Source organism: Streptomyces sp. R-07 (genome assembly GCF_049913175.1).
Classification (GTDB): Bacteria; Actinomycetota; Actinomycetes; order Streptomycetales; family Streptomycetaceae; genus Streptomyces.
On the sequence record NZ_CP183978.1, the window covers coordinates 8262507 to 8289000 of the forward strand.

Here is a 26494-nt window from a genome sequence, read left to right on the forward strand (position 1 = left end):
TGCGTCGCGTCGATGACGACGGGGTGAAGGATGGCCCCGTGAGTTTCGATCTTGCGGTTCTTGCGATGGACGAATCGGCCGACGCTGCGACGGCGCGCGCGATGTTCGAGCGGTGCACCTCTGGCCGGCACGGCGAGGGGGAGCTGGATGAGCGGGTGGTCGGGTTCCATGAACGGCTGCGTGATCAGTTCCCGGACCGCCCTCCTTACTCCACGGAGTCGCCAGGGACATCGACGCCGCTGGCGATCGGGATCGATCACGTAGTCATGAACCTGAGCTTTTCCTCGCGGAGCGACGCGGCACTCAAGGTCATTGAGGAGCTCGCATCGGAGTTCCGCCTGGTCATCTGGGACCCTCAGTCCCAGGACGCATATCTTCCAGGAGCGTGAGCGAGCGGTCGCCCCGCTGTTCCCGCGTGACAGGGAGCCGCCGGACTGGCCGCCTCGTGGGCCGTGGAGGCGGCCGCCGGCCGGGTCGCTGCGAGCTCTAGCTCCGAGAGTTGCGCACGGACTGCCACGCGTTCGGCAAGAAGTCGGTGCTCTCGCCGTCTGCGCACACGGCCTGACCTGCGTGGTCGACTTCTCCGACGGCCCCGCCGCCTTCCCTGCCCACGACGAACTCCTCCTCGCCAGCGGCCCCCCTCGACCCCGCCGGCACCCTCCCCTCGGACACCGCCGCCTTGCTGCGCACCTGAGCCGCACCCGCGACCCCGAGAGGCACCGGGGACGGCCGAGCGGCTCGTCGAGGAAGTCTTCGCCGTCCTGGACGAGCAGACCACCCATCGGCTTCCTGCCCACTGGTTTCGTGTGTCTGGCCAGGGTCGGCTCCGATGGTTGGGGCACTCTGATGCGGGGCCGGACGCGGGATTTCGGAACTCGGTCCACTCACCGGTGTCGAGAAGGGGCCGCCGGCTCCGTCCCCGGTATACCGGTGGCCTCACGGGGCCGCGCAACACACAGGGAGAACCGTCATGACGCTTCAGCGGATGGACAACGTCGGCATCGTCGTCGAGGACCTGGACGCCGCCGTGGCCTTCTTCACCGAACTGGGCATGGAGGTCGAGGGCAAGGCACAGATCGAAGGCCTTTTCGCGGATCAGGCCGTCGGACTCGACGGGGTACGCAGCGACATGGCGATGATGCGGACCCCCGACGGCCACAGCAAACTGGAACTCGCGCAGTACCAGGCGCCGGCCGCCGTGCGCGACGGATCGCGCAACCCACAGCCGAACACGCTCGGCCTGCACCGCGTCATGTTCGCCGTCGACGACCTCGACGACACCCTCGCCCGCCTGCGCCCTCACGGCGCCGAACTGATCGGCGAGGTGGCGCAGTACAAAGACATCTACCGACTCTGCTACCTCCGCGGCCCCTCGGGCATCATCGTCGCCCTGGCCGAACAGATCGGTTGAGATCCCGCAGGGCCGCTGTCACGTCGGACGGGTGTCAGGGCTGTGGGGTGTCGGCCGCCCGGGCGGTGACGATGCGGGGGAGCGCGCCAGGGTACTCCCTGACGAGCCAGTCGACGAGTTCCTCCCGAACAGCGCAGCGGGTCGTCCACAGATCGTCGGGGTCCTTGGCAGTCATGAGGGCGCGGACGGTGATGCCGGTCGGTGAAGTGTCGGTGACGGCGAGGTCCCACGCCCGGCCGTCCCAACCGGGGCACGTGCCGAGGAACTTGCGCAGGTGGGTGCGCATCAGATCGACGGGCGCGGAGTGGTCGCAGTGGAGGAAGACCGTTCCCGTCAGCTCGGTGCCGCCGCGCGACCAGTTCTCGAAGGGCCGGGACGTGAAGTAGGAGACCGGCAGGGTGACGCGGCGTTCGTCCCACGTCCGGACGGTGAGGAAGGTGAGCGTCACCTCCTCCACGGTGCCCCACTGTTCGTCGACGACCACCGTGTCCCCGATGCGGACCATGTCGCCGAAGGCGATCTGGAAACCCGCGAAGAGGTTGCCGAGCGTCGACTGCGCCGCGACGCCCGCCACGATGCCGATGATGCCGGCGGAGGCGAGCAGCGACGTGCCGAGCCCGCGGAACGTGGGGAACGTGACGAGTGCGAAGGCGGCGGCGATCACCCCCACGGCCACCGACACGACCCGGCTGAGCAGCGTGACCTGCGTCCGGACGCGGCGCAGCCGGGCGGTGTCGCGCGTACGACCCGCGTACCGCGCGTACGCGGACTCGACGACGGCCGAGACCACGCAGACGGTCAGCCAGGCGCCGCCCCCGATCAGGCACAGCAGGAGGGCGTGGTCCAGGACTGCGGCACGATCCAGCAGCGGTGGCCAATCGGTCACGCGGTAGGACCACCGGAACACGGCGCACAGCAGGACGGTGTAGAGCGGGGTACGACAGCGCCTCAGCAACCCCCAGAGCGGAGTGTCGGGGTGGCGCGCGTCCGCGTACCGCGCGAAGAGCTCCGCCGCCCTGCCGACGGCCAGTGCTACCAGCACCGAGCAGCCGAGGACGATCGCCAGTCGAACAACGCTTTCCATGACTCCCCACTCGACGAAGGAAACGTGGTCGTCCCTCTCGCCTCACCACGAGGGCGGTCGGCAAACACAGGGTGGTCATGCCCGGGAGGCCGCCCCGGGCCGTGGCACGGGAGCGAGCCCGTGCGCCGACGGTGTCATCGGCCCGGAGGATGGTGGCGTCGTCATGCAGACGGCGGTCCTGGTGAACGAGGATCCGGTGGATCAGGCGGCGCTGGGCTTCGGGCGCAGGGAGGCCCTCGGCGAGTGCACGGACGAGGGGCTCTGTGAGGCCGCGCACCGATCTGGACCCTGGACGCCGGATCCCGACCCGTCGACCCCCAGACCGATCAGTCCCCGACCCGCCTACCAGCCCCGAGACCGGAAGACGCCCTATGACGGGGCTCAGGTGGCCGCATGGGTGCCGGTCACTCCGTAGGCGGAACACGTGCTCGGCCGGTGGGCCGACCAGGAGCGCCGGACCCGCCGCGAGCGCCTGGGTCAGATACAGGTTCGACAGGTGCGCCTCGAACGAGCGCGGTCCTCCCCTCCTCGAACAGCAGCCACGCGGATCCCGGCCCGGCCTGAGCAGCCGTCAGCGATGGTTGCCGCGCAGCTTGCCGAGGAGGCGCTGGGCTTGGGCGCGCCTTCGGGGGTCGGCGGCAGCCCGACGGAGGGACGCCGCCGCGTTGCGGCCCTGAGGGCTTCGGGTGAATCGCTTGATGCGGGCCAGCAGTGCGGTCATGGGATTCTCCTTCGACCGGAGGTATGGAACGTCGTTCCATGGGGCGAGCAGTGCCACTGGGCGTTGTGCCCTGCCATTTCCGTGTTGCCCGTCGAGGCCGTCCCACACCACCCAGAAGCTCCTCGGCATGTGTCGAACGGCGCCAGGGTGAGGCGGCGTGATCCCCGGGGACCCGGGTAGGCGGACGGTGCAACCCCGCTCTGGAGGGAGCAACCATGCGTCTGGGACTGTTCATCATGATGATCGCTGTCGGTGCCATTCTCACGTTCGCGACCGACTGGGAACTCGAATCGGTCGACCTCGATCTGGTCGGACTGATCCTGATGGCCGTCGGTTTCCTCGGCACCGCCGTCTACACGAGCGTTCTCCGGCGTCGCCGGGTGGTGGTCCCGCCAGTGGACCCGACGGTCACCGACGACCGGCGCGGCCTGCTCTGACTCGGCCGGCACGTTCGGTCGCAGGCTCCGATGCGGGCCGGCGGCCATGCGACAGCCCCGCACCGTGGTTCCTCCGGTGCGGGGCTGTCGGCTGTTCGCGAGGTACTGGCCCCGGAGCCTGCGAAGGTGCTACTTCGACTCGATCTCGACGAAAGCCAGCGGGGCGGTGCCGGCGTTGACGACCTCGTGCTCGCCGCCGGCCGGACGAGCGTAGGACTCACCCGCCCTGAGCTCGGAGACGGTGACGTTGCCGTCGGGGGTGATCACGTGGGTCCGCCCGTCAGTGACGGGGACGACGACGTAGTCGTATGCGTGAACGTGACGGCCGGTGGACTGACCCGGCTCGAAGTCCCAGCGGGTGACCCGGACCCGGTCGTCCTCGTACTGCTTCGTCGCGCGGGCCGTGGTGGGCATGGTCGCTCTCTTCGCCTTCGTCGGTTCCGGGCGCCGCGTCAGGCCGACGCCCTGATCTGCAGGTTAGCCGCTCGCCTCGCTCGCCATGAGGGGGACCCGCCCCCCCTGAACCAGGGTTCATGGCCCACCCTGAGGCGTCGACGGGTTCGACGGAGGCGCAGGAGCATGCTGGGTTCGAGTCCGCTCGGGTCGTCGACACCATGGGGCCGTGCTCTGCAGCAGGCCACTGGTGGTACTTGGCGCGCAGCAGGCTGGTCATGACGGCGGTGCGTACGTGATCCCAGCCGTCGCGGAGAGGTGCACCGGCCGCGAGTTCGCGTGCTGAGGCAAGGGTCGCTCGGCAGATAGGTCCGGCCTCCGGGGGCCACCAGGACGCGTAGCGGCCAGTCCTTGCTGTCCATGTCGACCAGCGAGTACGGCGCCTGGAGGGCCGGGGTGGCCAGGAACGCGGCACGGGGCGCAGCTTGGTCGATGGTGTCGCGGACTTCGGCGATCAGCTGGTGAGCAGTGAGCTGACTCCGCACCTCGCTGAACTTCCAGCGCACCAAGCCGTGCACGGACGCCTGTGCCCCGCCGGGGATGAACAGCTCGGTGAGGAAGTAACGGCCGTTCCGGATAAAAGTGGGCCACCAGGTCCGGGGTATACGGACGCCGTCCGTGGTGCGTCGAGTCGACCTTGATTCTCTGCGGGACGGATCGCCGAACGGCGCCCGCGTCGGTTCCAGCCGGCCGGCACAAGGCCGGATGTCACAGCTGCTCGAAATGGAAGGAACGGATGAAGCAGTCCCTCGGCTGGCCGATCGCGAACAGGGCGCAGTCGATGACGGACTGGGCGGTCAACGGATCGTCGGCGGTCCGGGGAGCATCGTCCCAGGACGAGGCCAGCGGGTCGCCGTCGCTGAAGTCGGGAGGGTAGAGGGAGATGACGCGAATGCCTTCGGGGCGCAGCCGCTGCGAAACGATGTCGGCGAATCCTGCCTGGGCCGCTTTTGCAGCGTAGAACGCGGGGTGCGCCTGAGAGCGGTGATCGCGGGGCTCTGCGGCCGAGGACACCAGGTTGACCACGTCCGCGCCGGCGGAGGCACGCAGCAGCGGCAGGAAGTGCTTGCTCGTCAGCAGTGTGCCGGTGACTCCCGAGGCGACGGTGTCGCCGATCGCGTCGTCGTCGGCGTCCAAGAGGTCGGGACCGTCAAGGTAGCGGGCGCCGTTGTTGACCAGTACGTCCACCCGGTCGGTGTGGCCCGCCACACCTCGGGCGAAGCCCTGGATCGAGGCAGGGTCCGCCAGATCGCAGACGAACGGGTGAGCAGGCGCACCGCTGTCCCCCGCCACCTCGTCGGCCACTTTCCGGGCGGTCTCCAGCGAGCGCGCGGACACGAACACCTGCGCGCCCAGCCGCCCGGCCCGCAACGCCAACGCGCGCCCGAACCCGCGTCCCGCCCCGGTGATGACCATTCTCCGCCCGGTGAGATCCATGGTGTACCCCCTCCACTCCACGATGAGCAACACGACCCTAGCCCCGTGGCGCGCCGACTTCTGGTCTCGCCCTGACGGAGCGGTCCCATGGGAGGACGAGTGAGCAGGCGGGAGGCCACCTCCGAGTACGAGCCGAACGCCTCCCGGACTCCTCCGAGTGCGAGCCGAACGCCTCCCGAACTCCTCAGGAGGAGATGGCGGTCGATCGCCGTCGCACGCTGGGGCTCGGGTCAGCGAGGCATGCGCCGTGCCAGCTCCCGGGCCCTCGCGCGCAGGCCCGCGGCCCAGGCTTCGGCGTCCGCGGGGACGGACATCCCGGTGAGGGCGGAGACCTGCACGTCCTCGAACGGTGTTTCCGGGGCGGCTCCATGCCGTGCCCAGTCCACCGTGATCCCGGCGCGCTCTGCAAGAACCAGAACTGTGGCAGTGAAGCCGTCGGAGAGCGCGAGCCAGATGGTGTGGCTCGTTGTCCGGTGCTTCGCGAGGAGGGCGTTCACGAAGGTCTCGAACGAGTCGAGGCTGATCTGGCACTCGTCGTTCTCCATCGGCCCGATGCCCGACGAGAGGTCCAGCTCCGCCTCGAAGACCGCTACCTGGCGCTGGAACAAGCGCGACGCGCCGTTGGACGGGTTCCACAACGTCTCGTCGCCCAGGTCGAAGTACTGGCTCATCGCGGCCCTTTCAACTGGTCATGACAGACCAGCGTATCCGGCCGAGCCGATGCCGTCGTCAGCCGTACGCGCGTGCCACGGACGAAGCGCACAGACTTCCGACCTGCGGTCCATGTCGCGCTGCGGCGCGGAGGGCTGCGCCACTACGCGTTCTCGACGGAGAACCGCGCCGTGGAGGCGTCCAGGCACGCTACCCGCCGGGGTGCGTACGCCTTCGCGGTTGGAGACCTGGTCAAGGACGTTCGTACTGCTGGAGGATGCCGCCCGCGGAGAAGCAGAGGGCGCCCGTCAGAGTGCCCCAGTTGGCGATGTCCGCGTTGATCAGGCTGCCGGTGGCGGGGCGGGTGTAGGCGGCGAGGGCCGAGACCATGAAGAGGACGGAGCCCAGTTGGTTCACCGCGACGATCCACCATCCGAGGTTGCGCCGGAGGACGCAGCGCCGGCCATGGCAGAGCTCGGCGAACGCGAGATGCCCGGAGATCAGGAAGAGCGCACAACCGATCACGTCGGGTGCCCAGACGAGCCGGTTGGTCTGCTGGACGGTCAGACCTTGCAGGAAGGAGTCGAACAGATCGACCGCGAACACCAGGGTGCCGGCGAAGAGGACAAAGGCGCTCAGCCAGTCGACCCGCATCGGCTCGTAGCTCCACCACCGCCACCGTCGGGTGACGAGGGCAGCGTCTCCACCGGGTACGTGGCGCGGCGCGTTGACGACCTGGAGCAGGGACACGTAGCCGCCCGTGTTGAAGAACAGCCCACCGGCGAAGTAGATCGAGGCGCATGTGGTGGCGTCGCCTGAGCCGAACTGAGCCACGGCGGCACCGGCCGCGAAGAGTGCTCCGCCGATGATGAAGGCGGTGGCCGCCAACGCGTTGAGCCTGCGCAGCCGAGCGAGGGCGGTGTCGTCGGCGCTGGCGTGACGGGAGCCGGCCGCGCCGGGCGGGTGGACGGCGAGGAGACCTCGGCGCCGGGCGGGTCGGGATTCCCAGACGGCGGTGCCGCCGCCGGGCGGCTGCCAGGTGAGGCGGGTGGTGAACGGTCCGGCGCCTTCGGCACGCTGGTAGGGCTGCTCCACAGGCCGGAGACTAGACGTCCCGCCGAACGCCGCCCGAGTGCAACGCCGCCGGGACGACGAAAGCGTCCTCGGCGTCGGCGCCGTCGCAGGTCTCCTACCAGGACTGCTGACATCAAGCTGCCGCGTCCGGGCTGGACCTCCTCATGGCGTGACTCTGATCGCGTCGCCGATCTCCGTACGGCTGTTGAGCACCCTGTCTTTGTGGATGATGCCTCCCGCGACCCGGTATCTGCCCTCTCTGCGGGACGGGAAGCGGTCCGAGGCGACGTTGATCGGGGCCGGCCACTGCGTGCCCGGGGGTTGGCAGATCGCGTGCGAGGCCCTTGGGCGGAAGGCCGTGGGAGACCTGCGGTGCGGCCGCAGCGGAGCGAAGGACGCACGGCCTTCGCCGTCGGCCTGCGACCGAGCAGGGCCGTTGCCCAAGGTCAGCGAGGGGTGAGGAGGCAGAACTCGTTGCCTTCGGGATCGGTAAGTACCGTCCAGGAGAGCACGGACTGGTCGATCCCGGGGTCGGTGGCGCCCAGGGAGCGCAGCCGGGCTTCCTCCGCGGCCATGTCGTCACCGGGGTAGGGGCGGACGTCGAGGTGGACGCGGTTCCACACGTGCTTGGTGTCGGGAGTGCGGAGGAACTCCAGGTAGGGGCCGACACCCTTGGAGGAACGCATGGTCGCGTGGCCGTCGGTGACCTCGTGCACCGTCCAGTCCATGGCCTCTCCCCAGAATCGGGCCATCGCTCGTGGGTCGGTGCAGTCGACCACGACAGCGGCGATCGGTCCGGTGCCGCGGTAGACCGGACGCGGCTCCAGGACACAGAACTCGTTGCCCTCCGGGTCGGCCATGACCGTCCACGGGACGTCACCCTGCCCCACGTCGGCGAGCGTCGCGCCGAGATCCTGCAGGCGAGCGACCAACTCCGCGTGATGAGAGGCCGAGTCAGTGGCCAGATCAAGGTGCACCCGGTTCTTCACCGTTTTGGGTTCCGGGCTGTGCACGATGTCGACGCAGACGGCCACGGGGTCGGGGTAGGTGAAGCCCACGGGTTCGAGGTTGGTCACACCGGGGGCCTCGCTGCCGACCTCCCAGCCGAGTGCCTCCGCCCAGAACCGACCGAGCAGCGCGTCGTCCTGGGCTTTCATGGTGATCTGCACGAGTCGTGTCGCCATGCGCAGATCTTAGAATCTGCCGCGGATCGGCGTTCAGGCGAGAGGGCGACCTGACCGTTCCCCGGACCGCGCTCGCCGGCATAGCCTCGGACGGCATGACGGTACTGATTGTCGGCGGCAGCGGCTACCTCGGCACCGAGCTGGCCCACCAGGGGAGTTCAGCGGGTGGGGATGTGGCCGCAACCTTCCGCTCTCATCCCGGTGAAGCCGCCGGTGCGTCGTGGCACCGCCTCGATCTGCGTGACCCCGCCCGCCTGCGAGAGGTCCTGGATGCCGTGGATCCGAGCGCGGTGATCAACGCGAGCAGCGGCGGGGCCGACTGGGCGGTCACCGCCGAAGGCGGCATGCGGCTGGCCCAGGCCGCGGCGCAGCGCGGCGTCCGGCTGGTTCACGTCTCCACCGACGCCGTGTTCTCGGGGCGCCGCGACCTGTACGACGAAACGTGCCTCCCCGACCCGGTCAGCCCGTACGGGGCGGCGAAGGCGACGGTCGAGACCGCCGTACGGCTGTGGTGCGCGGACGCGGTCGTCGCGCGGACCTCGCTGATCATCGGTGACGGCCGGTCCGAGCACGAGCGCCGGGTGCACGAGCTCGCGGCAGGCACGCGGCGCGGTGTCCTGTTCACCGATGACGTCCGCTGTCCCGTCCACGTGCGCGACCTGGCCGCCGCGCTCTGGGAACTCACCCGGTCCGACACGGTCGGCGTCTTCCACCTCGCCGGGCCGGAGGCCGTCACCCGCCACGAACTCGGCACGCTCATCGCGCAGCGCGACGGCCTCGACGCCTCCCGTCTGGTGACCGGGCGCCGCGCCGACACCGACCTGTCCGGGGGACTCCGAGTAGTCCTCGACGGCCGCAAGACCCAGCGCCAATTGGCCACCCTGCTCCGGGGAGTCAGGGAATTCCTCCGCCCCGAAGCCGCCGACGACTGATGTTGTCGGTGGAACTGCCGGGAGGTTGCCGCCGTCGAGTGCCGTTCGCGGGTGTTCGGCCTACCTACGCTCCTGACTCCCAACCACCGCGAGACAGGAGTACGTCATGGAGAGTCCGACGCGTAGGGCGGCTGCGGCCGGGGCTGCCGCGTTGCTGGCCGCCGGCCTTGTGGCCGTGGTGGCCGGCGCGGAGAGCGAGTCGGCGCCGGCCAGGTCCGATCGGATCACGACGGTCGCCCAGCTCAAGGAGAGCATCGGCGTCGCCGCCGAGCTGGAGCGGCAGGACGGGGCCGCCGAGATCGGCGGCAACACCGGCGGCCAGGCGACGCGGCTCCCGAACCGCGCTGCCTGCTGAGGCGGGGAGGTGACCACCGTGGGCGGGAGCGAGCCGATGCAGACGTGGTGTCCCAGCGGAGACGCGCACACGCCGGAGTCCGTCGTCCTGGGCGTACGGTCCGGGCAGGACGGAGGCGTGGTCTACCTGGCCGATCCGGTGCCGGCGTCCGAGGTGCTCGGCGAGGTGCCCGAGGGCATCGAACCGCGCCGCATCCTGCGTTTCGCCTCGCACTGCGTGAGCGACTGCGTGAACCGCAGGGGCGCCGACTGCACGCTGGTCGAGCGCGTACTGTCGCGGCCGGTCGCGCGCGAGGACGGTTCCGTCCCACGGTGTCACCTGCGGACCCGGTGCCAGTGGTGGACCCAGACCGGCATCGCCGCCTGCCTGCGCTGCCCGGCGGTCTCGACCCGCCATCGCGCCGACGACACCCTGGCCGAACTGGTGGCCGACCCGGCCACGACGCAGGAACAGCTCGACGCCTGGATCGCGGCGTCTCCCTGAGCGCCGACCGGCCAGAGGAGAAGGCCCCCGGACCGAGGATCCGGTGGCCCCTGCGCGGCCGGCGGACATTCAGTCCAGTCGTGCCCCGTCGTCGGCCGGGACGCCCAGCCGCTCGGCGAGGGCCGTGAGGGCTGTGCCGAGAGGGAGCGCGATGCGGGTGAGGGCGTGCCGGTCGCCGCGGGTCGGGTCCCGGTTGATGATCAGTACCGGTGTCCCGGCCTGGGCGGCCTGGCGGACGAACCGGAGCCCTGACATCACCGTGAGCGAGGAGCCGAGAACCAGTAGTGAGGCCGCCTCACTGACCAGTGCACGGCAGTGCTCGACCCTCTCGGGCGGGACGGATTCGCCGAAGAAGACCACGTCGGGCTTGAGGACGCCGCCGCAGTTCGCGCAGGGCATCACCCGGAAATCTCCGACCTGCTCGTCGGTCAGGTCGGCGTCACCGTCGGGGTTGATCCCGGCCGCCACCGGCTCGAAGCCGGCATTGGCCTCCTCCAGCCGCCGGGCGAGTTCGGAGCGGTGACTGTACGTGCCGCAGGCGAGGCAGACGACCCGCGCCAGGCTGCCGTGGAGCTCCACGACCCCTCCGCTGCCGGCTGCCTGGTGCAGGCCGTCGACGTTCTGCGTGATCACGCCCGAGAGGAGGCCGCGCCGGGCGAAGGCGGCCACGGCCCGGTGTCCGTCGTTGGGCCTGGCGCGGCCGAAGGTGCGCCAGCCGAGGTGGCTGCGCGCCCAGTACCGGCGCCGGGCCTGAGTGCTCCCGGTGAAGTCCTGGTACGTCATCGGGGTGTGCCGGCTCAGGCTCCCGCCCCGGCCCCGGTAGTCGGGGATGCCCGACTCCGTGGAGATGCCGGCGCCACTGAGCACCAGCGCACCGCCGGCGCCCAGGGCGTCGGCGACCGGCCCCAGGTCCGTCGTACCCGGTGGCAGGTCCTCGTCGGGGGTCCAGGTCAGAGTGGGCCGCATACGCATGCCGCCAGGGTACGGAACACCCGCCGAGAACCGCCTCCCAGCAAGCCCCCGGCGGGGCCGCCCCGCAGCGGGCGAGCGGTCGTCCTGCCGGGCCCCGGCTTCTCCGGCGGGAGGCGCTGCGAGCGCCGGCCCTGACCGCTTGGCGCCGGTGTCTGGGGTCACCTGCTGGAACGGTTCTCCTCGGCGTCGAGCAGCGGGGCTTCGCTCGACCCGCCATGTGCAGCGCAGGCAGGATCCTGGCCCGCGGGACGGGTGCGCTCCGCCCACGCGGCGACCAGCGGGCCTCCCGCCCCAGAGCCGCGAAGAACGCGCCCAGCAGCAGCCGGCCTGTGTGCCCGAGCCCGAGGACCACCGCCGTGAGGATCACCGGGGCCAAGGCCTGAGCTGCGTCGAAGCCGATGCCGAAGAGGCCCTGGTACTGCCCCTGGGCGTGGTCGGGGGCGAGACCGAAGCCGAGCGCGAAGCCGGCCGAGGACTCCCACACCTCTCCGAGGCTGTGCACGCAGACGGCGAGGATGGCGAGCCCCCGGCGCGACCCAGGACGGAACGTCCGCGGTCAGCGCCATCAAGGGGCAGCTGACCAGGAAGAGCAGCCCGGCGACGCGGAAGGCCCGGCCGCCCTGGCGCGGCGTTTCCACCCGGGAGCCGATCCTGCTCTGGAGCAGCACGCACACCCCGCTGTTGACCGCGTAGACGGCCGCCACGGTCCAGCGGGGCGCGTCGGTGTGAGCGGAGAGCCAGAGCGGCAGGAGCAGGGAGACGGTCTGGTACTGCAGGCCCATGGCGCCGTAGAGCGCGACGAACGACACATACGGCCGGTCGGCCAGGACGGCCCAGCTGCGGTGCTCCTTGGGACGGTGCAGGGGCCGGTAGTTCGGGACGCCGATCAGGGCGATCAGTCCGGCGCAGGCGAAGCTGACGGCATTGGCGAGGATGAGCGCGGTGTAGGCAGGGCGGGTGTTGACGGAGACGGCGAAGGCGGCGCCGAGCGTGCCCAGGACCACGCCGAGGTTGACGAAGGTACGGAGTCTCGCCCTGAACGCGGCCGGGCGTTCGCCACCGGCACGGGCGATGAGCGCACCGCCTGCGGCGCCGCCCACCGTTGCCGCCAACCGGTCAAGGGTGGCGATGAGCGTGAACGTGGCCCAGCTGTCGATGAAGACGAAGGCGGCCATCGTCGCGACCTGCATCGCGAGAGAGGCGAGCCAGACCGTGCGCGGCCCGTATCGGTCGGCCAGGTTCCCTGCCGGGATACCGGCCAGCAACCCGGTCACCGCGGCGATCGTGAGGCCGACACCGACCTGCGCGGCGGGCAGGTGCACCACCAGCGTGAAGCAGAGCACCGCGGCGGTGTTGAACAGCCCGTTGCCCACCCGACTGACGAAGCTCGCGATGATCAGAGCACGCTGCGGACCGTACGGCGCCACTGCCCTGGATGTCCGCTGCTTGGAGCCCGTCCCGATCACGGGGTGCAGGCTGGCAGCGCCCCTTTCAGGACCCTCCGAGCGGTGTGGACCATTTCCCGATTCGTGAGCCGCGGTCCGGAGTCATCCGGCTTTGTCGGGCCGGGCCGTCGGATTGCGACAGGGCTGTCACAGGCTTCGAAGATCGCTTGACCACGCCCCGGAGGGAGAGATGACAGTGTCCCTGCCGATCATGCGAGCCGGCAGGGTGCTCGCAGATCGGGTCAGGACGAAGAGGGGGAGTTCGCGTGACCGCGACCTGCGTCATTCTCGACATCGGCGGCGTGCTGGAGATGACGCCGGAAACGGGATGGGTGCAACGGTGGGAAGAGCGACTCTCCCTGCCACGCGGCACCGTGAACGAGCGGATGCGCGATGTGTGGCAGGCCGGCAGTGTCGGGAACATCAGTGAGCAAGAGGTGCACGCGCAGGTGGCGGCCCGTCTGGGTCTTTCCGGCCCCCAAATCGACGCTTTCATGGACGATCTCTGGACGGAGTATCTCGGGACCCCGAACGAAGAGCTCATCGACTATGTGCGAGGACTGCACGGTAGGTGCAGGCTGGGCATCCTGAGCAACAGTTTCGTCGGCGCCCGGGAACGGGAGACGGGGCTCTATCGATTCGACGAGCTCGTGGAGCAGATCGTCTACTCGCATGAAATAGGCATCGAGAAGCCCGACCTGCTTGCCTTCGAGGCCGCATGGACCACCTTGGACGTCCGTCCGGAGAACTGCCTCTTCATCGATGACGCGGCGGTCCACGTCGCGGCGGCACGGGCGGCGGGCATGCAGGCGCACCTTTTCGAGGACAATGCCCGCACCATCGCACGTATCGCTGCCCATCTCGACAGCCGCCCTTGAGCCGAGCGCCGACCCCCGCATTCCAGGTGGTCGGCGCTCGTCCGAATTCCGTGGCTGGGCGGGTTTCGTGTCAGACCATGAGGAGAAGCCGCGTCTGGGGGACGAGCTTCCGGTTGACGCTGGTGCTCTGCACGAAGATGGTGAAGTCGTCGTTGTGGTCGGGCTTCACTCGCGTCTCCACGTCCGGCAGGCCCAGCAGGGCCCGGGCCTGCGGCCCCGTGAACACCCGGTCCGTCTTCTTCTCCAGTACCGCGATCTGCTTCCGCGCCTGGATCTTCTCCGGCTTGCTCAGCTGGTAGAACGCGCAACCCGTGCGGTACGTGTGCCCGGATTCGACGACCCATTCGCGGATCGCCGCGTCACGGGCCACCGGAATCAACTGGTACTCCGACGGCTTCGCCGGCGTGAGACCGGCCGCCTTGATGGTGTCCTTGTTGACCGCCTCCGCCCCCGTGGAGAACACCGCCCGCGATCCACGGATCCCCTGGGTGCGGCCCACCATGAACTTCTCGGTGGCCTCCCGGATGACCTGCCCGGCCTCCTCGAGACCCTGGGTGCTCGTGGCGTCCCAGATGGCGATGTTCTCCTTCGGGAAACCGCAGTTCATCGCCTCGCGCTTGCCCATCTGGTCCGGCACGAGGACAGCCAGCGTCCAGTTGTCCTGCTGCGCCGCGATCATGTCGGCCACGGCCTTCACCAGTTCACTCGGCTTTCCGGCCGGGGCGTCCGGGCAACGGTGACTGGCGTTCTCCTGTCCGTCGGTCAGTACGAACGTCAGGAAGCTGTGGTCCCCGTACAGTTGGGCCGTCTGCGCCAGCTCGCCCTGCGACTTCAGCGCGGCCGCCAGCAGAGCCGTCATTCCACCGGCCCGGTACAACTGCTTCAACGACGGCATTCGCAGCACGTCCTTGTCGTAGATGACGCACTCCACCTTGTCCGCGAAGACGTACACCGTGACGCGGGTTTCCTGGTCCAGTTCCCTCGACCGGCGGGCGAGATAGGCGATCTGCTGGTCGGCGACTTCGACGACCTTGCGGCTCAGGTGCGACATGGACGAACTGGCGTCCAGTACAAGGGCGACGTGATTGATGTAGTTCTGCGCTCCGGACAAGACAGCTTCCCCCTCTTTCCGACGTGATGCTCCTACCGTCTCACCCACCACTGACAATCGACCTCGGCCGCCGGTGGGCGGCCACGAAGGCGCGGTTCTCCGCCCTAGCCTGGCGACTCGTCAGGTCATCTGTCTTGTGACGAGATGGCGTAGGGGACAACCGGGTGGATGTGCTCCCGTGCCGCAACTGTTCCCGGCCACACTGCCGTCGTCCTGTTCAGGTTGCACGACGACTGAGGAGGCATTCATGACCGTGTTCCAGGCTGTCACCGCGACTCCGGCGGCATTGGTGGACCTCGACCCGTACCGATTCCCCGCCGTGTACATCGACGATCGGCAGGAGGAGCCGCCTACGGTCCGCGAGGCCGTCGCCCGCCGTGTCGACGCGCCGCCGGTGACCGCGCTTTCCAGCCACCCGGCCGTTCACCTGGCGCCGGCCGACCGCCGCCGGCTGGAGCTTCACGCCGCTCTCACCACGGCGGGCATCGCGCCCCTGCCGGGCGACCGCGACGCCGTCGAAGCCCTGTGCACGCTGGACGACACCACACACCAGGTGCTCCGGCGGTGGCTCAGCAGGTTCGACCGCCTCTGACGCGTCTCAGGGGGTCATTCTGGGTGGCCGAAGCGATGCGCGGCCCACAGCAGGGCGATGGTGCCGCTCGTCAGGAGCAGGACGGCTTCGAGGAGGAGGGGTGGTTGCCGGCCGGCCCATTCGAGGCCGGCGGCGGCCGCCTGGTCCGGTACCCGGAGGGCGATGGTGCGGCGCAGCAGGTCCACCGCGTACGCGAGGGGGTTGACGTCGGACAGCGTGCGGGCCCAGCCGGGCAGGGCCGTGAGGGGGAAGAACCCGCCCGAGAGGAACAGCAGCGGCATCATCACCAGGCCGAGCAGGGTGTGGAACGTCTCGGCTCGGCGCAGGCCCACGGCCAGGGCCAGGGCGAGGGCGGTGATGGTGAAGGATGCCAGGATCATGCCGCCGAGAAGCAGCACGAGGAGGAGCGGGTCGTAGGGCAGACCGACCACGCCGGCCAGGCTGAGCAGGACGGAGCCTTGGACGGCGGCGGTCAGGGTGCCGCCCGCGCAGTTCCCCAGGAGCAGGGTGGACCGGTGGACCGGGGCCATCAGGAGCTCTCGCAGGTAGCCGCTCTCCCGGTCGGTGATCAGCCGGATGCCGACCATGATGGCGGGGGTCTGCACCGTCATCATCAGCATGCCCGGGAAGAGGTACGTCTGATAGCCGACACCCAGGGAGGAGCGGGGGATGAGGGCGGCCAGTCCGCCTCCGAGGATGAAGAGGTAGAGCACGGGGTGGAGCAGCATCAGCGCGGTGTGGGTGCGCTGGCCCGCCAGGCGCAGCAGATCGCGGTGGATCAGCGCGTGGACCGCGCGCAGCTCGTGCCGCAGGCGGGTGGCCCGTTCGGGGCGGGGCGTGACCGAGGACGTCCCGGTGAGGCTGGTCATCGGCCGCCGCCGGTCTCTGCCGCGGCCCGAGACGCAGACGCAGGCGTAGCTGTGGGCGCAGGCGTGACGCGCGTCCGGTCCGGTTCCGTCGCGTCGAGGCTGCGGCCGGTGTGGTGGAAGAAGACGTCGTCGAGCGTGGGCGGGGTCGCGGAAGCCGCGCGCACCGCGATGCCGTGTGCCTCCAGCGCCGCGCACAGGCGGGGGATCCAGGCACTGCCGCCCGGAACCCGCAGCCAGATGCCGTCCGCCTCGACGGTGACGGCCCTGTCGGCCGGCGCGACGCGGCGTACGACCTCCTGTGCCGCCGCGTCGTCGCCGGTGCGCAGCACGACCCGGTCGTCTCCGATCGCGGCCTTCAGCGCACGAGGCGTGCCCTGTGCCACCAGCCGGCCGCGGTCGATGATGGCGATGCGATCGCAGTTCTCCGCCTCCTCCAGGTAGTGGGTGGTGACGAACAGCGTGCTGCCGTGCCGCTCCCGCAGGGCGCGCAGGTGCTCCCAGACCTGGGCGCGGGCATGGGGGTCGAGCCCGGTGGTCGGCTCGTCCAGGAACAGCACGCCGGGTGCGTGCAGCAGCTGGCGGGCGATCTCCAGACGCCGCCGCATGCCACCGGACAGGGTGCGTACGGGGGAGCGGCGCCGGTCGGTCAGCCCGGCCGTCTCCAGTACCTCGGCGGCGCGCCGGCGGGCGTGACGGCGGGACAGACCATAGAGACGCGCGTGGATGTAGAGGTTCTGTTCGGCCGTCAGATCCGGGTCCACGGCGCTGTGCTGGAAGAGCATGCCGACCCGTCGACGCACCTCGTGGGGCTGGGTGACGACGTCGGCACCGGCCACGGTGGCGTGACCGGCGTTGGGGCGGGCCAGGGCGCACAGCAGGGCGATCGTGGTGGACTTCCCCGCGCCGTTGGGGCCGAGGAAGGCGAACGTCTCGCCCTGTCGCACCTCCAGGTCCAGGCCGCGTACGGCGTGGGTGACGGTGCCCTCCGGCCCCGGGTAGCTCTTGACCAGACCTCGCGTACGCACGGCGTACGCGGGCTCCGGAGAGGACTGTGCGGCGTGCGGACGCGCGGGGGCGGCCGCTCTCGGGGCCGGTGGGGCGAGATCGTCGTCATCGGCGTGTCGTTGCATGTGCTCTGGTCCTCGTCTCCGGGTCCGCCGACCCGCGTCCACGTTGCGGAGCAGGCGGCCGTTCCCCTGGTGGTACCGGCCGGCGGCTGCCCGGGACAGCCGCCGGCCGGATGGTGTGCTGCCGCCTGTCCTAGGCGCAGCTGATGCCGACGCAGACGGTGTTGAGGAGGGTCAGCAGGCCGACGCACTCGCACGTCGCGGCGAACGGCACTCCGTCGACGCCGACGGGGTCGGTCTCGGGAAGGGCGTGGAGGCGGGCCAGCAGTTCGAGGTCCTGGTTCTCCATGGGATTCTCCTTCTACTGTGAGGTGGCGGCAGCACTCTTCTGCCGCTCGGCCCGGCATCTGGACCGTCCAGCGCCGGGAGTCTGTGGGACGGGTCCGCGGGAGGCGGGCCGAGGGGACGACGCAGGACGCGTCGTGCCGGCCGGTCGAGGCCTCCGGCGTACTCCTGGGGAAGGGCGTGTGACCGTGCCCGCGTGCCTCCGTGGCTCAGACCGCCGGATCGACCGTCCAGTGCCGGGGGCTGTCGTGACGGATCCGCAGGAGGAAGGCGAGGATCCCGGCGGACCCGTCGCTCCAGCTGGTCGAGACGTCCCCGTACTCGGTGGGGAAGACCACCTGGCCGTGGCGATGGGCCCTTTCGGCCAGGACGAGGCGGGCCAGTTCCTCGGCCCTCGTCCGGTAGACCGGATCGCCCGTGGCGTCGGCCATGTCGAGGAGGAAGTCGCCGTTGCCCGCCAGTCCGTGGCACTGGCCGAGCGCGGCGCGGGAGGCGCGTTCCGTGACGGCGTGCGTACTGCGGCGGGCGAGGTCGCCGAACCTGTCGTCCCCGGTGACCTGCCACAGCCGGACGAGGAAGGTACCGATGCCCGCCGCGCCGTGGCACCAGTACGGGGCCGTGGGCACGTCACCGGCCTGGGCGGGCCACTGGGCCGCTTCGCCGACGCGTACGGCGTCGGCCAGCAGCTGCTCGCCGGCCTCCATGGCCGGCGCCAGGTGAGCGGGGTGCCGCGAGAGGTCCGCGGCGGCGAGGAGGAAGAAGCCGATGCCCGCCGCGCCGTGGGCGAAGCCGAGGTAGCGTTTGCCGCCCTCCGGGGAATCGGCTTCGGCGGGAACCGGCCAGCCCACCCCGGCCGCATCGCGCCGGGCGGCGGCGGTCAGCCGGTCGGCCGCTTCGACGGCCAGTTCCGCGAAGCGCGTATCACCGGTGCGTTGCCACAGGTGGAGGGCGGCGAGCCCGCTGCCCGCGCTGCCGTGGGTGATGTCGTGATGGAGCGTCACCTGCTGCGGTGCCAGCGCCAGAGCCAGCGCGTGGTCGGTGAGCCGCCGGTCGTCGATGGCGCATCCGGCGTCGTGGAGCGCCCAGGCGGTCCCGCGGCCGCCGAAGTGAAGGCCGGGGCGGGTGGACCGGATGTCGGTGCGGTCCGCGATCCAGTGGCCCGCCGTGGAGAGCAGCCCGGGGAGTCGCGGGTCGCCGGTGAGCTCGAAGTACCGCGTGAGTACGGCCAGGACACCGGCCGCGCCCTGCTGCACGGTGCAGGGGCCGCTCTCGCCGGCCAGGGTGGAGACGGGCCACAGCCGCCGGTCGTCCGACGGAGTCATCGAGCCGATGAGGTGGTCCACGAACCGGGCCACCAGGTCATCCTGCGCCCCGCTGTCCCGTACGGGGTGGGCGACGGTCGAGGCCCCGGGCCGTACGGCAGCCTCCGCCGTGCTCCTGGCGCCAGGCTGTACGGCGGCCCCCGCCGCGCTGTCGGGCCCCGGCGTCACGGCGGCCTCCTCCGTGCCCTCGCCTCCCGATCGCACCGCGGACCTCGCCGCGTCTCCTGGCCGCGCCGCCGGTTCCGCCTTCCGCAGGGCCTCGCGGGCCCTGAGCGGGTCCCACCGCTCCGCGGGATCGTCCCGCATCAGCCCGAGGATCATGTCCACGATGCCGTCCGGCAGCCCGAGCGGCCCGCTGCAGGCGGACAGCCACGTCGCGAGCCGCTGCTCGGCCGCCCGGCCGGCAGGCTCCTCGGGCAGCAGGTTCGGCACCTTCCCGGCCAGGACGAAGCAGGCGGTGGCGCCGAGGCTGTAGTAGTCGGCCGTCGGACAGACCGGCGCGTCGGACAGCCGCTCGGGTGCACTGAACCCGGGCGTCCCCACACGTGTGGGCAGCGCGGGCTCATCCGTGTGCACGGCGAGCTCCAGGTCGATGAGGCACAGTTCGCCGTCCGGGCGGACCATGACATTGCCCGGCGTGAAGTCCCGCAGGACCAGACCGCGGGCGTGTGCCGCCGCGACCAGGTCCACCAGGCGCGCGACCTGGGCCGGCGCGTCGGCGCGGTAGCGCTCGCCTCCCACGTCACGGAAGTGCTCGGCCACCCAGGTACGCAACGTCACGCCCGGCACCTCGTCCTGGGCCAGGAACAGGTGCCCGCCGTGCTCGAACAGGGCCACCGCTGCCGGAGCCAGCCCCGTGCCCTTGAGCCTCTCCAGCGTCCGGGCCTCCGCGCGCAGCCAGTCCCGGACATCGCCGCCGGAGGCGTCGCCCTCCACATGTGGCCGGGCCTCCTTGATCACGACGCCCGCACCCGTACGGGCATCGCCGCCCCGGTACACGCCGCCCTTGTTCGTCTGCCGGATCGCCTCCCGTACCGCGAAGCGACCACCGAGCACCACCGGACGACTCGTCGCGTCCCCACCGTTCCCCGCCACCGCCACAGGCACCGCGGCGGGGAACGGACAGACCGCCCACGGCGGCGGGGAGTACCGGCCGGTGCGCTTGTCCTCCACGGGATTGCCGTCGGGGTCCTCGATGAACCACACCAGCAGACCGTCGTCCGACAGCCGCCGCCGGCCGACGAAGGACCCGTAGCGGTAGTGCACCAGGCTGCGCACGGCGTAGGGCTGATCGGACAGGATGCGGGGCCCGGCAAGCCCCGCCGTCGCCCCGTGCAGCTCACGCGCGAGCCCGGCCGCCTCGGCGTCGGAGCGCGGGTAGACGGTGATGAACTTGCCCGAGCTTCCGCGCGGCGTCGCACGGGAGTTGAGCGCACTCACCTGCTCCAGGGACCGGGCGAACTTGAACCCCGATCCCTCCCGCAGCAGCACGCCCAGGGCCTTCGTGAGGACGGCCGGTGCGGAGGCGGCCGTCGCCGACAGGTGCAGCTTCCACCCCTGCTCACGCCGCGTCCCGGAGCGCGGAGCGACCCGGCACCACATCTCGTCCGCCTCGACCGCCCAGCGCGCACCCGTACCCGTGGCGTGCAGCGCCTCGCGGAGGAGGCCTTCCAACTCGACTTCGGTAGCGTGGCTCGTCATTGCGTGTCCCTCTCAACGGTGAGAACCGCTGGCGGGAACGTGCCCGGTGACATAAGCGGACCAACACACACCCCTCCGGATTCACTTCATCCAGCGAGCGCGCGACGCGGTACCTCTCCCGAGAGGCGCGCCCGGCGCAGCGGGCGGCGCACACTCGTGTCCGTCGCTCGTGTCCGTTCAGCCCGCCCGTACGCCGCCGACGTCGGCCGCTACGGCCAGGTCCGCGGCCGTGGCGGCCCGGACCTCCTCCACGGTGACGCCCGGAGCGAGTTCGGCGAGGACGAAGCCGCCCGGGGTGATGTCGATGACGGCGAGGTCGGTGATGACGCGGTGGACGACGGCCCGGCCCGTCAGCGGCAGGGAGCAGGCATCCACGAGTTTGGCGGTGCCGTCCTTCGCGGTGTGTTCCATCAGGACGATGACCCGGCCGGCGCCGTGGACGAGGTCCATCGCCCCGCCCATGCCTTTGACCATCTTGCCGGGGATCATCCAGTTGGCGAGGTCGCCGCCGGAGGAGACCTGCATGGCGCCGAGGATCGCGGTGTCGATGTGGCCGCCCCGGATCATGCCGAACGACAGGGCGGAGTCGAAGAACGAGGCACCGCGCCGGGTGGTGACGGTCTCCTTGCCGGCGTTGATGAGGTCGGCGTCGAGCTCGTCCTCCGCCGGGTAGGGGCCGACGCCCAGGATGCCGTTCTCGGACTGCAGGACCACCTCGATCCCGGGCGGCAGATGGTTGGGGACGAGGGTGGGCAGCCCGATGCCGAGGTTGACGTACGAACCGTCCCTCAGTTCGCGGGCGGCGCGGGCCGCCATCTGCACACGGGTGAGAGCCATCAGACGTCGCCTTCCTGTCGGACGGTACGGCGCTCGATGCGCCGCTCGGCGGCGGGATCGCCGGGCGTGATCCGGACGATGCGCTGGACGAAGACCCCGGGGAGGTGGACCTCGTCGGGGTCGAGTTCGCCCGGTTCGACGAGGTGGTCCACCTCGGCGATGGTGATGCGGCCGGCCATGGCGGCCGGCGGGTTGAAGTTGCGGGCGGAGGAGCGGAAGACGAGGTTGCCGTGCCGGTCGCCGATGGTCGCGCGGACCAGCGCGAAGTCGGTGGTGATGCCGTGTTCGAGCAGGTACGGGCGACCGTCGAACTCCCGTGTCTCCTTGGGCGGTGAGGCCACCGCGACCGACCCTCCCCCAGACTCCGTCCGGGAGGTGCCCCCAGTGTCGTACCGCCAGGGCAGTCCGCCCTCGCCGACCTGGGTGCCCGTTCCGGCGGGGGTGTAGAAGGCGGGGATCCCGGCGCCGCCGGCCCGCAGCCGCTCCGCCAGGGTGCCCTGCGGCACGAGCTCGACCTCGAGCTCTCCGCTCAGGTACTGGCGGGCGAACTCCTTGTTCTCGCCCACGTACGAACTCGTCATGCGGGAGATCTGCCCGGCCGCGAGCAGGAGCCCGAGGCCCCAGTCGTCGACGCCGCAGTTGTTCGACACGATCCTGAGGTCCCGCACCTGACGCTGCCACAGAGCGTCGATGAGCGAGCCGGGTATGCCGCACAGCCCGAAGCCGCCCACCGCGAGCGAGGCGCCGTCGGGGATGTCGGCCACCGCCTCCGCGGTGCTCGCGACTGTCTTGTCCAGACCCATTCAGGTCCCTTTCCCTCGGGCAGCCGGGCCGACCGTGCTGGTCAGGGCCGGTGCCACCACAACCGACGGGCAGCGAGCCTAGGCAGGCGCCGGAGGCGGGACCATGGCTGCCATCCACACATCACCCCCGGTGGAGGTGGTGACCACCACCTCCACCGGGGGGCGTGAGGTCAGGCCGGGCAGCCCGAATCCGCCACGACGTAGAAGCCGGGCGCGGTCTGCTCGAGGGTGTGCGTGGTGAACGTGTTCCACAGCCCCATGGCCTGACCGGAGCCCGTGGCGTAGGTGTTGCCGCCGCTCTGGTAGGCGCGTCCGGCGACCGTGTGGTCGTAGTTGGTGGCCGTGTGACACGTCGGCGTGAAACCGGTGGTGGTCGCGGTCACGGCCGCCGAGACCGGGCCCGCCGCGCCCGAGGCGCCGACGGCCGCGACGGTGTAGCCGTACGCCGTCCCGGTGGCCAGGCCGGTGTCGGTGTAGCCGGTCGAGGTGGTGGTGCCCGTCTTCGTACCGCCGCGGTAGACCTGGTACGAGGCCGCGCCGGCCACCGAATTCCAGCTCAGGGACGCGGTCGTGTCGGTGACCGCGGCGACCGCGAGACCGGTGGGGGCGGGCAGGGAACCGGGGCCCGGCTCCTGGCCGGCGCCGTCGAGCCCCCAGAAGCGGGCGGTGTGGTAGCTGGAGCAGATGGTGTCGAGGTAGTACGTGCCGGTGCTGCCGCACTGATCCGGGCCGCTGCCCGGGTCGACCGCGAGGCCGTGCGCCATGCCGGAGACGGAGTAGACCTGGACGGCCGGCGCGCCGGAGGCGTCGTCGTACTCGCTCAGCGTGGTGCCCCCGGCGAGACTCTCGGTGCGGGAGGGCGTCTGGCCGATGCCCCAGACGTCGGTCCACTGGTCACGCAGCTCGGTGGCGTTGGCGGGCTTGACGGTGGTGTCTGCGGTGCCCTGCCAGACCGCGACCCGGGGCCAGGACGTGGTGCCGGCGGGGGCGGCCGAGCGCACCAGGGCACCCCATTGCGCCGGGCTCTTGTCCGGCGGGCTGTACATGCAGGTGTACGCCGTGGACACGCTGTTCGCGCAGAACGCGGGCAGCCCGGAGTCGATGGAACCGCCCGCGAAGACGTCGGGGTAGGCGGCGAGCATGTTCGCGGTCATGCCGGCGCCGGCGGAGAGACCGGTGATGTACACCCGCCGGGTGTCGCTGCCGTACTGGGCGACGGCCTTGTCGACCATCTGCTTGATCGACAGCGCCTCGCCCTGACCGCGCGCGCTGTCGCCCGGCTCGAACCAGTTGAAGCAGGAGTTGGAGTTGTTGCCGCTGCTCGTCTGCGGGAGGACCAGCGCGAAGCCGTAGCGGTCGGCGAACGTCGGCCAGCCCGAGTGCGCGTAGTAGTCGCTCGCGCTCTGCGTGCAGCCGTGCAGGGCGACCACGAGCGGAGCGCCGGACGGCAACCCGTCGGGCGCGTAGGCGTACATGGACAGGTTGCCCGGGTTGGAGCCGAAGCCGGAGACCTGGGTCAGACCGGCGGCGGACGCCTGCGGGCCGACGGCGACCAGGCCGCCGGTCAGGGCCAGCGCCCCCGCGGCGGCGGTGACCCAGCGGCGGATGCCGCTGACGAGGCGGCGGCTCTTCGTGAAGCGGAACGGAGGGTGCGGCTGTCCCATGACGACTGCCTCCTGTGGTGGTGGACACGGGGTGCACCGATGTCGGCCTGCGACCGTGCGGTCGGTGTGGCGGTCGGTGTGGCGTGAATCATCGGGGCGCCCGCGCCGACGCTGACATGGGCGGGGCAAACAGGCTTGGCGGCGGCCCTGTGTGACAGCGATCCATGGCCGCCCCGGAGACGACCCGGGTACCGCGAGCGCCCGCCCCACCCGGTCCCATGGCTTGGGCCATGACATGGTTCATGGCGGGTCCGATCGCGGGTCCGATCGCGGGTCCGATCGCGTGTCCCATCGCAGGGCTCATGGCGCGGCTCATGGCTGAAACCACCACCCCTGGGCAGTGGTTTATGGCGGCTGATGACATGGGACGAGCCGGGGGCTCTCCCTACTGTTTCCGGCCATGACGAACACATTTCCCACGCCGATTCCGCTGCCGCCACCTGCCGCGGCGCTCGATCTGAGCGGTCGTACGGCCCTGGTGACCGGCGGCGGCAGCGGCATCGGCCGGGCCAGTGTGCTCGCCCTGGCACAGGCGGGAGCCGCCGTCCACGTGGTCGACCGGGACGCCGGGGCGGCCAAGGCGGTCGCGGAGATCGCCGGCGGCCAGGCCCATGTGGCCGATCTCGCGGACGCGGCCGCCATCGACCTCCTGCCGACCGAGGTCGACATCCTGGTCAACAACGCCGGCCTGCAGCACGTGGCCCCGCTCACGGAGTTCCCCACGGAGCGTTTCGAACTGATCCAGAAGGTGATGGTCACCGCTCCGTTCCTGCTGATGCGCCGCGTCCTGCCGCACATGTACGACCGGGGCTGGGGCCGGCTCGTCAACGTCTCAAGCGTCCACGGGCTGCGGGCCAGCGCCTACAAGTCCGCCTACGTCGCCGCCAAGCACGCCCTGGAGGGGCTGAGCAAGGTCGCCGCGATCGAAGGCGCCCCGCACGGCGTGACCAGCAACTGCGTCAACCCCGGATATGTCCGTACCCCCCTCGTCGAGGGCCAGGTACGGGACCAGGCCGCCGCCCACGGCATCAGCGAGGGCGACGTGCTCTCCGACGTGATGCTGGCGCGCTCACCCGTCAAGCGGCTCCTGGAGACCGAAGAAGTCGCCGCCGCCGTCCTGTGGCTGTGCGGCCCGCACTCCGGCTACCTCACCGGAACCTCCCTGCCGCTCGACGGCGGCTGGACCGCAGGCTGACCCACCGCGGTCGCCACGCACCGACCCGCACCACGCCCGTACCCCGGTGCACCCCTGAACCACCCCCTTCCTCCGCCCCGTCCCGTTCGTGAAACCCGGTGAACCCATGTCTGACACCACCACGCCGAGAGGCGGCATCGGCCGCATCGTCGCCGCCAGCCTGATCGGCACGACCATCGAGTGGTACGACTTCTTCCTGTACGGCTCGGCCGCCGCCCTCGTGTTCAACACCCTGTTCTTCCCCAGCGCCGACCCGCTGGTGGGCACGCTGATCGCGTTCATCACGTATGCCATCGGCTTCGCCGCCCGACCGCTGGGCGGGATCGTCTTCGGCCACTTCGGCGACAAGATCGGGCGCAAGAAGCTGCTGGTGGTCAGCCTGCTGATGATGGGCGGCGCGACCTTCGCGATGGGCCTGCTGCCCACCTACGAGACCCTCGGCGCCGGAGCCCCGATCCTGCTGACCGTGCTGCGCCTCGTCCAGGGCTTCGCACTGGGCGGCGAGTGGGGCGGCGCCGTCCTGATCGTCTCCGAACACGGCGGCGACAAGAACCGCGGCTTCTGGGCCTCCTGGCCGCAGGCCGGCGCCCCGGGCGGCAACCTGCTCGCCACCGGCGTACTGGCGCTGCTCGCCGCGTTCCAGTCGGAGGAGGCCTTCCAGGCCTGGGGCTGGCGCATCCCCTTCCTGCTGTCCGGCGTCCTCGTCCTGATCGGACTGTGGATCCGCGTGTCGGTGTCCGAGTCCCCGGTCTTCCTCGCCGCCCAGGCCCAGGCCGAGGCCGCTGCCGCCCAGGGCGTGAAGGAGAAGGCCCCGGTCGTCGAGGTGTTCCGGCGCAGCTGGCGCGAGGTGCTGTCGGCCATCGGCACCCGCTTCGGCGAGAACATCTCGTACTACATCCTGACCTCCTTCCTCCTCGTGTACGTCACCGTCCACCTGGAACTGCCCAAGAGCACCGCCCTGAACGCCGTCCTCATCGGCTCCGCCGTCCACTTCGTCACCATCCCCCTGTGGGGCGCGCTGTCCGACCGCGTCGGACGGCGGCCGGTCACCCTGATCGGATCCGTGGGCATGGCCGCCTGGGCGTTCGTGTTCTTCGGACTGCTCGACTCCAAGTCGTTCCCCGTGATCGCCCTGGCCGTCACCGCGGGGCTGCTGCTGCACGGCGCGATGTACGGGCCGCAGGCCGCGTTCATCTCCGAGATGTTCGACACCAAGGTCCGCTACTCCGGCGCCTCGATGGGCTCCCAGCTCGCCTCGATCGTCGCCGGCGCCCTCGCCCCGATCATCGCCGTGGAACTCCTCAAGGACTACGACTCCTCGACCCCCATCAGCGTCTACCTCTGCGTGGCCGCCGTGATCACCACCATCACCGTGGCGGTCACCCGGGAGACCCGGGGCCGTGATCTCCGCAGCTCGCGGGACGAGGAGCCGGCGGGCGCGCCCGCGGTCCCCGCGGGGGACCGCGCATAG

The 26494-nt window shown here is 70.9% G+C and carries 28 protein-coding genes; 10 read left to right on the forward strand and 18 right to left on the reverse strand.

What is annotated here, in order from left to right:
* The first annotated feature begins 38 nt into the window (after window positions 1–38).
* Together ACN9M0_RS37695 and ACN9M0_RS37700 are read left to right on the forward strand one after the other, a co-directional pair.
* Entirely contained in the window at window positions 39–389 is a 351-nt protein-coding gene (locus tag ACN9M0_RS37695) for a hypothetical protein (protein ID WP_399694988.1), read from the forward strand.
* 581 nt (window positions 390–970) lie between these two features.
* A complete protein-coding gene (locus ACN9M0_RS37700; protein WP_399694986.1) occupies window positions 971–1411 on the forward strand; it encodes a VOC family protein in 441 nt (146 codons plus the stop codon).
* Between the two features lie 34 nt (window positions 1412–1445).
* Here ACN9M0_RS37700 and ACN9M0_RS37705 read toward each other — a convergent pair whose 3' ends face one another.
* Entirely contained in the window at window positions 1446–2495 is a 1050-nt protein-coding gene (locus ACN9M0_RS37705; protein WP_426405122.1) for a mechanosensitive ion channel family protein, read from the reverse strand.
* A 571-nt stretch (window positions 2496–3066) separates the two neighbouring features.
* Window positions 3067–3216, reverse strand: a complete 150-nt coding sequence (locus ACN9M0_RS37710) for a hypothetical protein (RefSeq protein ID WP_366041072.1) — start codon at window positions 3214–3216, stop codon at window positions 3067–3069.
* 215 nt (window positions 3217–3431) lie between these two features.
* Between ACN9M0_RS37710 and ACN9M0_RS37715 the strand changes: the two genes are divergently transcribed.
* A complete protein-coding gene (locus ACN9M0_RS37715) occupies window positions 3432–3653 on the forward strand; it encodes a DUF6458 family protein (RefSeq protein WP_366041073.1) in 222 nt (73 codons plus the stop codon).
* Window positions 3654–3782: 129 nt separating this feature from the next.
* Here the strand turns inward: ACN9M0_RS37715 and ACN9M0_RS37720 are convergent, their stop codons facing one another.
* From ACN9M0_RS37720 to ACN9M0_RS37745, 6 genes are all read right to left on the reverse strand, one after another.
* Window positions 3783–4067, reverse strand: coding sequence for a cupin domain-containing protein (locus ACN9M0_RS37720; protein WP_366041074.1), 285 nt, complete (start codon window positions 4065–4067; stop codon window positions 3783–3785).
* 38 nt (window positions 4068–4105) lie between these two features.
* Window positions 4106–4624, reverse strand: coding sequence for a DUF7639 domain-containing protein (locus tag ACN9M0_RS37725; protein WP_426405123.1), 519 nt, complete (start codon window positions 4622–4624; stop codon window positions 4106–4108).
* A gap of 190 nt (window positions 4625–4814) precedes the next feature.
* On the reverse strand, window positions 4815–5543 hold the full coding sequence (locus ACN9M0_RS37730) for an SDR family oxidoreductase (protein WP_399694982.1): 729 nt from the start codon (window positions 5541–5543) through the stop codon (window positions 4815–4817).
* Window positions 5544–5773: 230 nt separating this feature from the next.
* Window positions 5774–6214 carry a DUF6086 family protein gene (locus tag ACN9M0_RS37735; RefSeq protein ID WP_399694980.1) on the reverse strand — a complete coding sequence of 147 codons (441 nt, stop codon included), beginning with the start codon at window positions 6212–6214 and terminating at the stop codon, window positions 5774–5776.
* Window positions 6215–6446: 232 nt separating this feature from the next.
* A complete protein-coding gene (locus tag ACN9M0_RS37740) occupies window positions 6447–7289 on the reverse strand; it encodes a hypothetical protein (protein WP_366041077.1) in 843 nt (280 codons plus the stop codon).
* Window positions 7290–7714: 425 nt separating this feature from the next.
* On the reverse strand, window positions 7715–8452 hold the full coding sequence (locus tag ACN9M0_RS37745; RefSeq protein ID WP_426405124.1) for a VOC family protein: 738 nt from the start codon (window positions 8450–8452) through the stop codon (window positions 7715–7717).
* A 95-nt stretch (window positions 8453–8547) separates the two neighbouring features.
* Between ACN9M0_RS37745 and ACN9M0_RS37750 the strand changes: the two genes are divergently transcribed.
* The 3 genes from ACN9M0_RS37750 (at window position 8548) to ACN9M0_RS37760 (ending at window position 10222) form a co-directional block, all read left to right on the forward strand.
* Window positions 8548–9384 carry an SDR family oxidoreductase gene (locus ACN9M0_RS37750; protein ID WP_426405125.1) on the forward strand — a complete coding sequence of 279 codons (837 nt, stop codon included), beginning with the start codon at window positions 8548–8550 and terminating at the stop codon, window positions 9382–9384.
* Between the two features lie 106 nt (window positions 9385–9490).
* Window positions 9491–9739, forward strand: coding sequence for a hypothetical protein (locus ACN9M0_RS37755; RefSeq protein WP_366041080.1), 249 nt, complete (start codon window positions 9491–9493; stop codon window positions 9737–9739).
* Between the two features lie 9 nt (window positions 9740–9748).
* Entirely contained in the window at window positions 9749–10222 is a 474-nt protein-coding gene (locus ACN9M0_RS37760; protein ID WP_399694973.1) for a hypothetical protein, read from the forward strand.
* Window positions 10223–10291: 69 nt separating this feature from the next.
* On the opposite strand, the gene ACN9M0_RS37765 is transcribed toward ACN9M0_RS37760, so the two are convergent.
* Window positions 10292–11194: an NAD-dependent protein deacetylase gene (locus tag ACN9M0_RS37765; protein WP_366041082.1), complete on the reverse strand. Its 903-nt coding sequence runs from the start codon at window positions 11192–11194 to the stop codon at window positions 10292–10294.
* Between the two features lie 158 nt (window positions 11195–11352).
* Window positions 11353–12660, reverse strand: coding sequence for an MFS transporter (locus tag ACN9M0_RS37770; RefSeq protein ID WP_366041083.1), 1308 nt, complete (start codon window positions 12658–12660; stop codon window positions 11353–11355).
* Between the two features lie 245 nt (window positions 12661–12905).
* On the opposite strand from ACN9M0_RS37770, the gene ACN9M0_RS37775 reads away from it, so the two are divergent.
* Window positions 12906–13517, forward strand: coding sequence for an HAD-IA family hydrolase (locus ACN9M0_RS37775; RefSeq protein ID WP_366041084.1), 612 nt, complete (start codon window positions 12906–12908; stop codon window positions 13515–13517).
* Window positions 13518–13587: 70 nt separating this feature from the next.
* Here ACN9M0_RS37775 and ACN9M0_RS37780 read toward each other — a convergent pair whose 3' ends face one another.
* On the reverse strand, window positions 13588–14628 hold the full coding sequence (locus tag ACN9M0_RS37780) for a vWA domain-containing protein (RefSeq protein WP_366041085.1): 1041 nt from the start codon (window positions 14626–14628) through the stop codon (window positions 13588–13590).
* Between the two features lie 247 nt (window positions 14629–14875).
* Here ACN9M0_RS37780 and ACN9M0_RS37785 point away from each other — a divergent pair, with 247 nt between their 5' ends.
* Window positions 14876–15220: a hypothetical protein gene (locus tag ACN9M0_RS37785; RefSeq protein WP_366041086.1), complete on the forward strand. Its 345-nt coding sequence runs from the start codon at window positions 14876–14878 to the stop codon at window positions 15218–15220.
* Between the two features lie 14 nt (window positions 15221–15234).
* On the opposite strand, the gene ACN9M0_RS37790 is transcribed toward ACN9M0_RS37785, so the two are convergent.
* From ACN9M0_RS37790 to ACN9M0_RS37820, 7 genes are all read right to left on the reverse strand, one after another.
* Window positions 15235–16089: an ABC transporter permease gene (locus ACN9M0_RS37790; protein WP_366041087.1), complete on the reverse strand. Its 855-nt coding sequence runs from the start codon at window positions 16087–16089 to the stop codon at window positions 15235–15237.
* Window positions 16086–17219, reverse strand: a complete 1134-nt coding sequence (locus tag ACN9M0_RS37795; RefSeq protein ID WP_366041088.1) for an ATP-binding cassette domain-containing protein — start codon at window positions 17217–17219, stop codon at window positions 16086–16088. The genes ACN9M0_RS37790 and ACN9M0_RS37795 overlap by 4 nt, the downstream gene beginning before the upstream one ends.
* Before the next feature lie 130 nt (window positions 17220–17349).
* Entirely contained in the window at window positions 17350–17505 is a 156-nt protein-coding gene (locus ACN9M0_RS37800) for a VenA family class IV lanthipeptide (protein ID WP_366041089.1), read from the reverse strand.
* A 205-nt stretch (window positions 17506–17710) separates the two neighbouring features.
* Window positions 17711–20524, reverse strand: coding sequence for a class IV lanthionine synthetase LanL (lanL, locus tag ACN9M0_RS37805; protein ID WP_366041090.1), 2814 nt, complete (start codon window positions 20522–20524; stop codon window positions 17711–17713).
* Window positions 20525–20701: 177 nt separating this feature from the next.
* Complete coding sequence (locus ACN9M0_RS37810) at window positions 20702–21361, reverse strand: CoA transferase subunit B (protein WP_426405126.1); 660 nt, start codon at window positions 21359–21361, stop codon at window positions 20702–20704.
* Window positions 21361–22164, reverse strand: a complete 804-nt coding sequence (locus ACN9M0_RS37815; protein ID WP_366041092.1) for a CoA transferase subunit A — start codon at window positions 22162–22164, stop codon at window positions 21361–21363. The genes ACN9M0_RS37810 and ACN9M0_RS37815 overlap by 1 nt, the downstream gene beginning before the upstream one ends.
* Before the next feature lie 170 nt (window positions 22165–22334).
* Window positions 22335–23828 carry an extracellular catalytic domain type 1 short-chain-length polyhydroxyalkanoate depolymerase gene (locus ACN9M0_RS37820; RefSeq protein WP_426405127.1) on the reverse strand — a complete coding sequence of 498 codons (1494 nt, stop codon included), beginning with the start codon at window positions 23826–23828 and terminating at the stop codon, window positions 22335–22337.
* Window positions 23829–24228: 400 nt separating this feature from the next.
* Here ACN9M0_RS37820 and ACN9M0_RS37825 point away from each other — a divergent pair, with 400 nt between their 5' ends.
* Window positions 24229–25023, forward strand: a complete 795-nt coding sequence (locus ACN9M0_RS37825) for a 3-hydroxybutyrate dehydrogenase (RefSeq protein WP_426405128.1) — start codon at window positions 24229–24231, stop codon at window positions 25021–25023.
* 106 nt (window positions 25024–25129) lie between these two features.
* The gene (locus tag ACN9M0_RS37830; RefSeq protein WP_366041094.1) at window positions 25130–26494 is read left to right on the forward strand and encodes an MFS transporter; all 1365 of its coding nucleotides are present in this window, start codon (window positions 25130–25132) and stop codon (window positions 26492–26494) included.

Bases quoted from the DNA above. Each gene is read 5' to 3' on its own strand.
- ACN9M0_RS37700 (WP_399694986.1), top strand. From the start codon at position 971: ATGACGCTTCAGCGGATGGACAACGTCGGCATCGTCGTCGAGGACCTG.
- ACN9M0_RS37705 (WP_426405122.1), bottom strand. From the start codon at position 2,495: ATGGAAAGCGTTGTTCGACTGGCGATCGTCCTCGGCTGCTCGGTGCTG.
- ACN9M0_RS37710 (WP_366041072.1), bottom strand. From the start codon at position 3,216: ATGACCGCACTGCTGGCCCGCATCAAGCGATTCACCCGAAGCCCTCAG.
- ACN9M0_RS37715 (WP_366041073.1), top strand. From the start codon at position 3,432: ATGCGTCTGGGACTGTTCATCATGATGATCGCTGTCGGTGCCATTCTC.
- ACN9M0_RS37720 (WP_366041074.1), bottom strand. From the start codon at position 4,067: ATGCCCACCACGGCCCGCGCGACGAAGCAGTACGAGGACGACCGGGTC.
- ACN9M0_RS37730 (WP_399694982.1), bottom strand. From the start codon at position 5,543: ATGGATCTCACCGGGCGGAGAATGGTCATCACCGGGGCGGGACGCGGG.
- ACN9M0_RS37735 (WP_399694980.1), bottom strand. From the start codon at position 6,214: ATGAGCCAGTACTTCGACCTGGGCGACGAGACGTTGTGGAACCCGTCC.
- ACN9M0_RS37745 (WP_426405124.1), bottom strand. From the start codon at position 8,452: ATGGCGACACGACTCGTGCAGATCACCATGAAAGCCCAGGACGACGCG.
- ACN9M0_RS37750 (WP_426405125.1), top strand. From the start codon at position 8,548: ATGACGGTACTGATTGTCGGCGGCAGCGGCTACCTCGGCACCGAGCTG.
- ACN9M0_RS37755 (WP_366041080.1), top strand. From the start codon at position 9,491: ATGGAGAGTCCGACGCGTAGGGCGGCTGCGGCCGGGGCTGCCGCGTTG.
- ACN9M0_RS37765 (WP_366041082.1), bottom strand. From the start codon at position 11,194: ATGCGTATGCGGCCCACTCTGACCTGGACCCCCGACGAGGACCTGCCA.
- ACN9M0_RS37785 (WP_366041086.1), top strand. From the start codon at position 14,876: ATGACCGTGTTCCAGGCTGTCACCGCGACTCCGGCGGCATTGGTGGAC.
- ACN9M0_RS37790 (WP_366041087.1), bottom strand. From the start codon at position 16,089: ATGACCAGCCTCACCGGGACGTCCTCGGTCACGCCCCGCCCCGAACGG.
- ACN9M0_RS37795 (WP_366041088.1), bottom strand. From the start codon at position 17,219: ATGCAACGACACGCCGATGACGACGATCTCGCCCCACCGGCCCCGAGA.
- ACN9M0_RS37800 (WP_366041089.1), bottom strand. From the start codon at position 17,505: ATGGAGAACCAGGACCTCGAACTGCTGGCCCGCCTCCACGCCCTTCCC.
- lanL (WP_366041090.1), bottom strand. From the start codon at position 20,524: ATGACGAGCCACGCTACCGAAGTCGAGTTGGAAGGCCTCCTCCGCGAG.
- ACN9M0_RS37810 (WP_426405126.1), bottom strand. From the start codon at position 21,361: ATGGCTCTCACCCGTGTGCAGATGGCGGCCCGCGCCGCCCGCGAACTG.
- ACN9M0_RS37815 (WP_366041092.1), bottom strand. From the start codon at position 22,164: ATGGGTCTGGACAAGACAGTCGCGAGCACCGCGGAGGCGGTGGCCGAC.
- ACN9M0_RS37820 (WP_426405127.1), bottom strand. From the start codon at position 23,828: ATGGGACAGCCGCACCCTCCGTTCCGCTTCACGAAGAGCCGCCGCCTC.
- ACN9M0_RS37825 (WP_426405128.1), top strand. From the start codon at position 24,229: ATGACGAACACATTTCCCACGCCGATTCCGCTGCCGCCACCTGCCGCG.
- ACN9M0_RS37830 (WP_366041094.1), top strand. From the start codon at position 25,130: ATGTCTGACACCACCACGCCGAGAGGCGGCATCGGCCGCATCGTCGCC.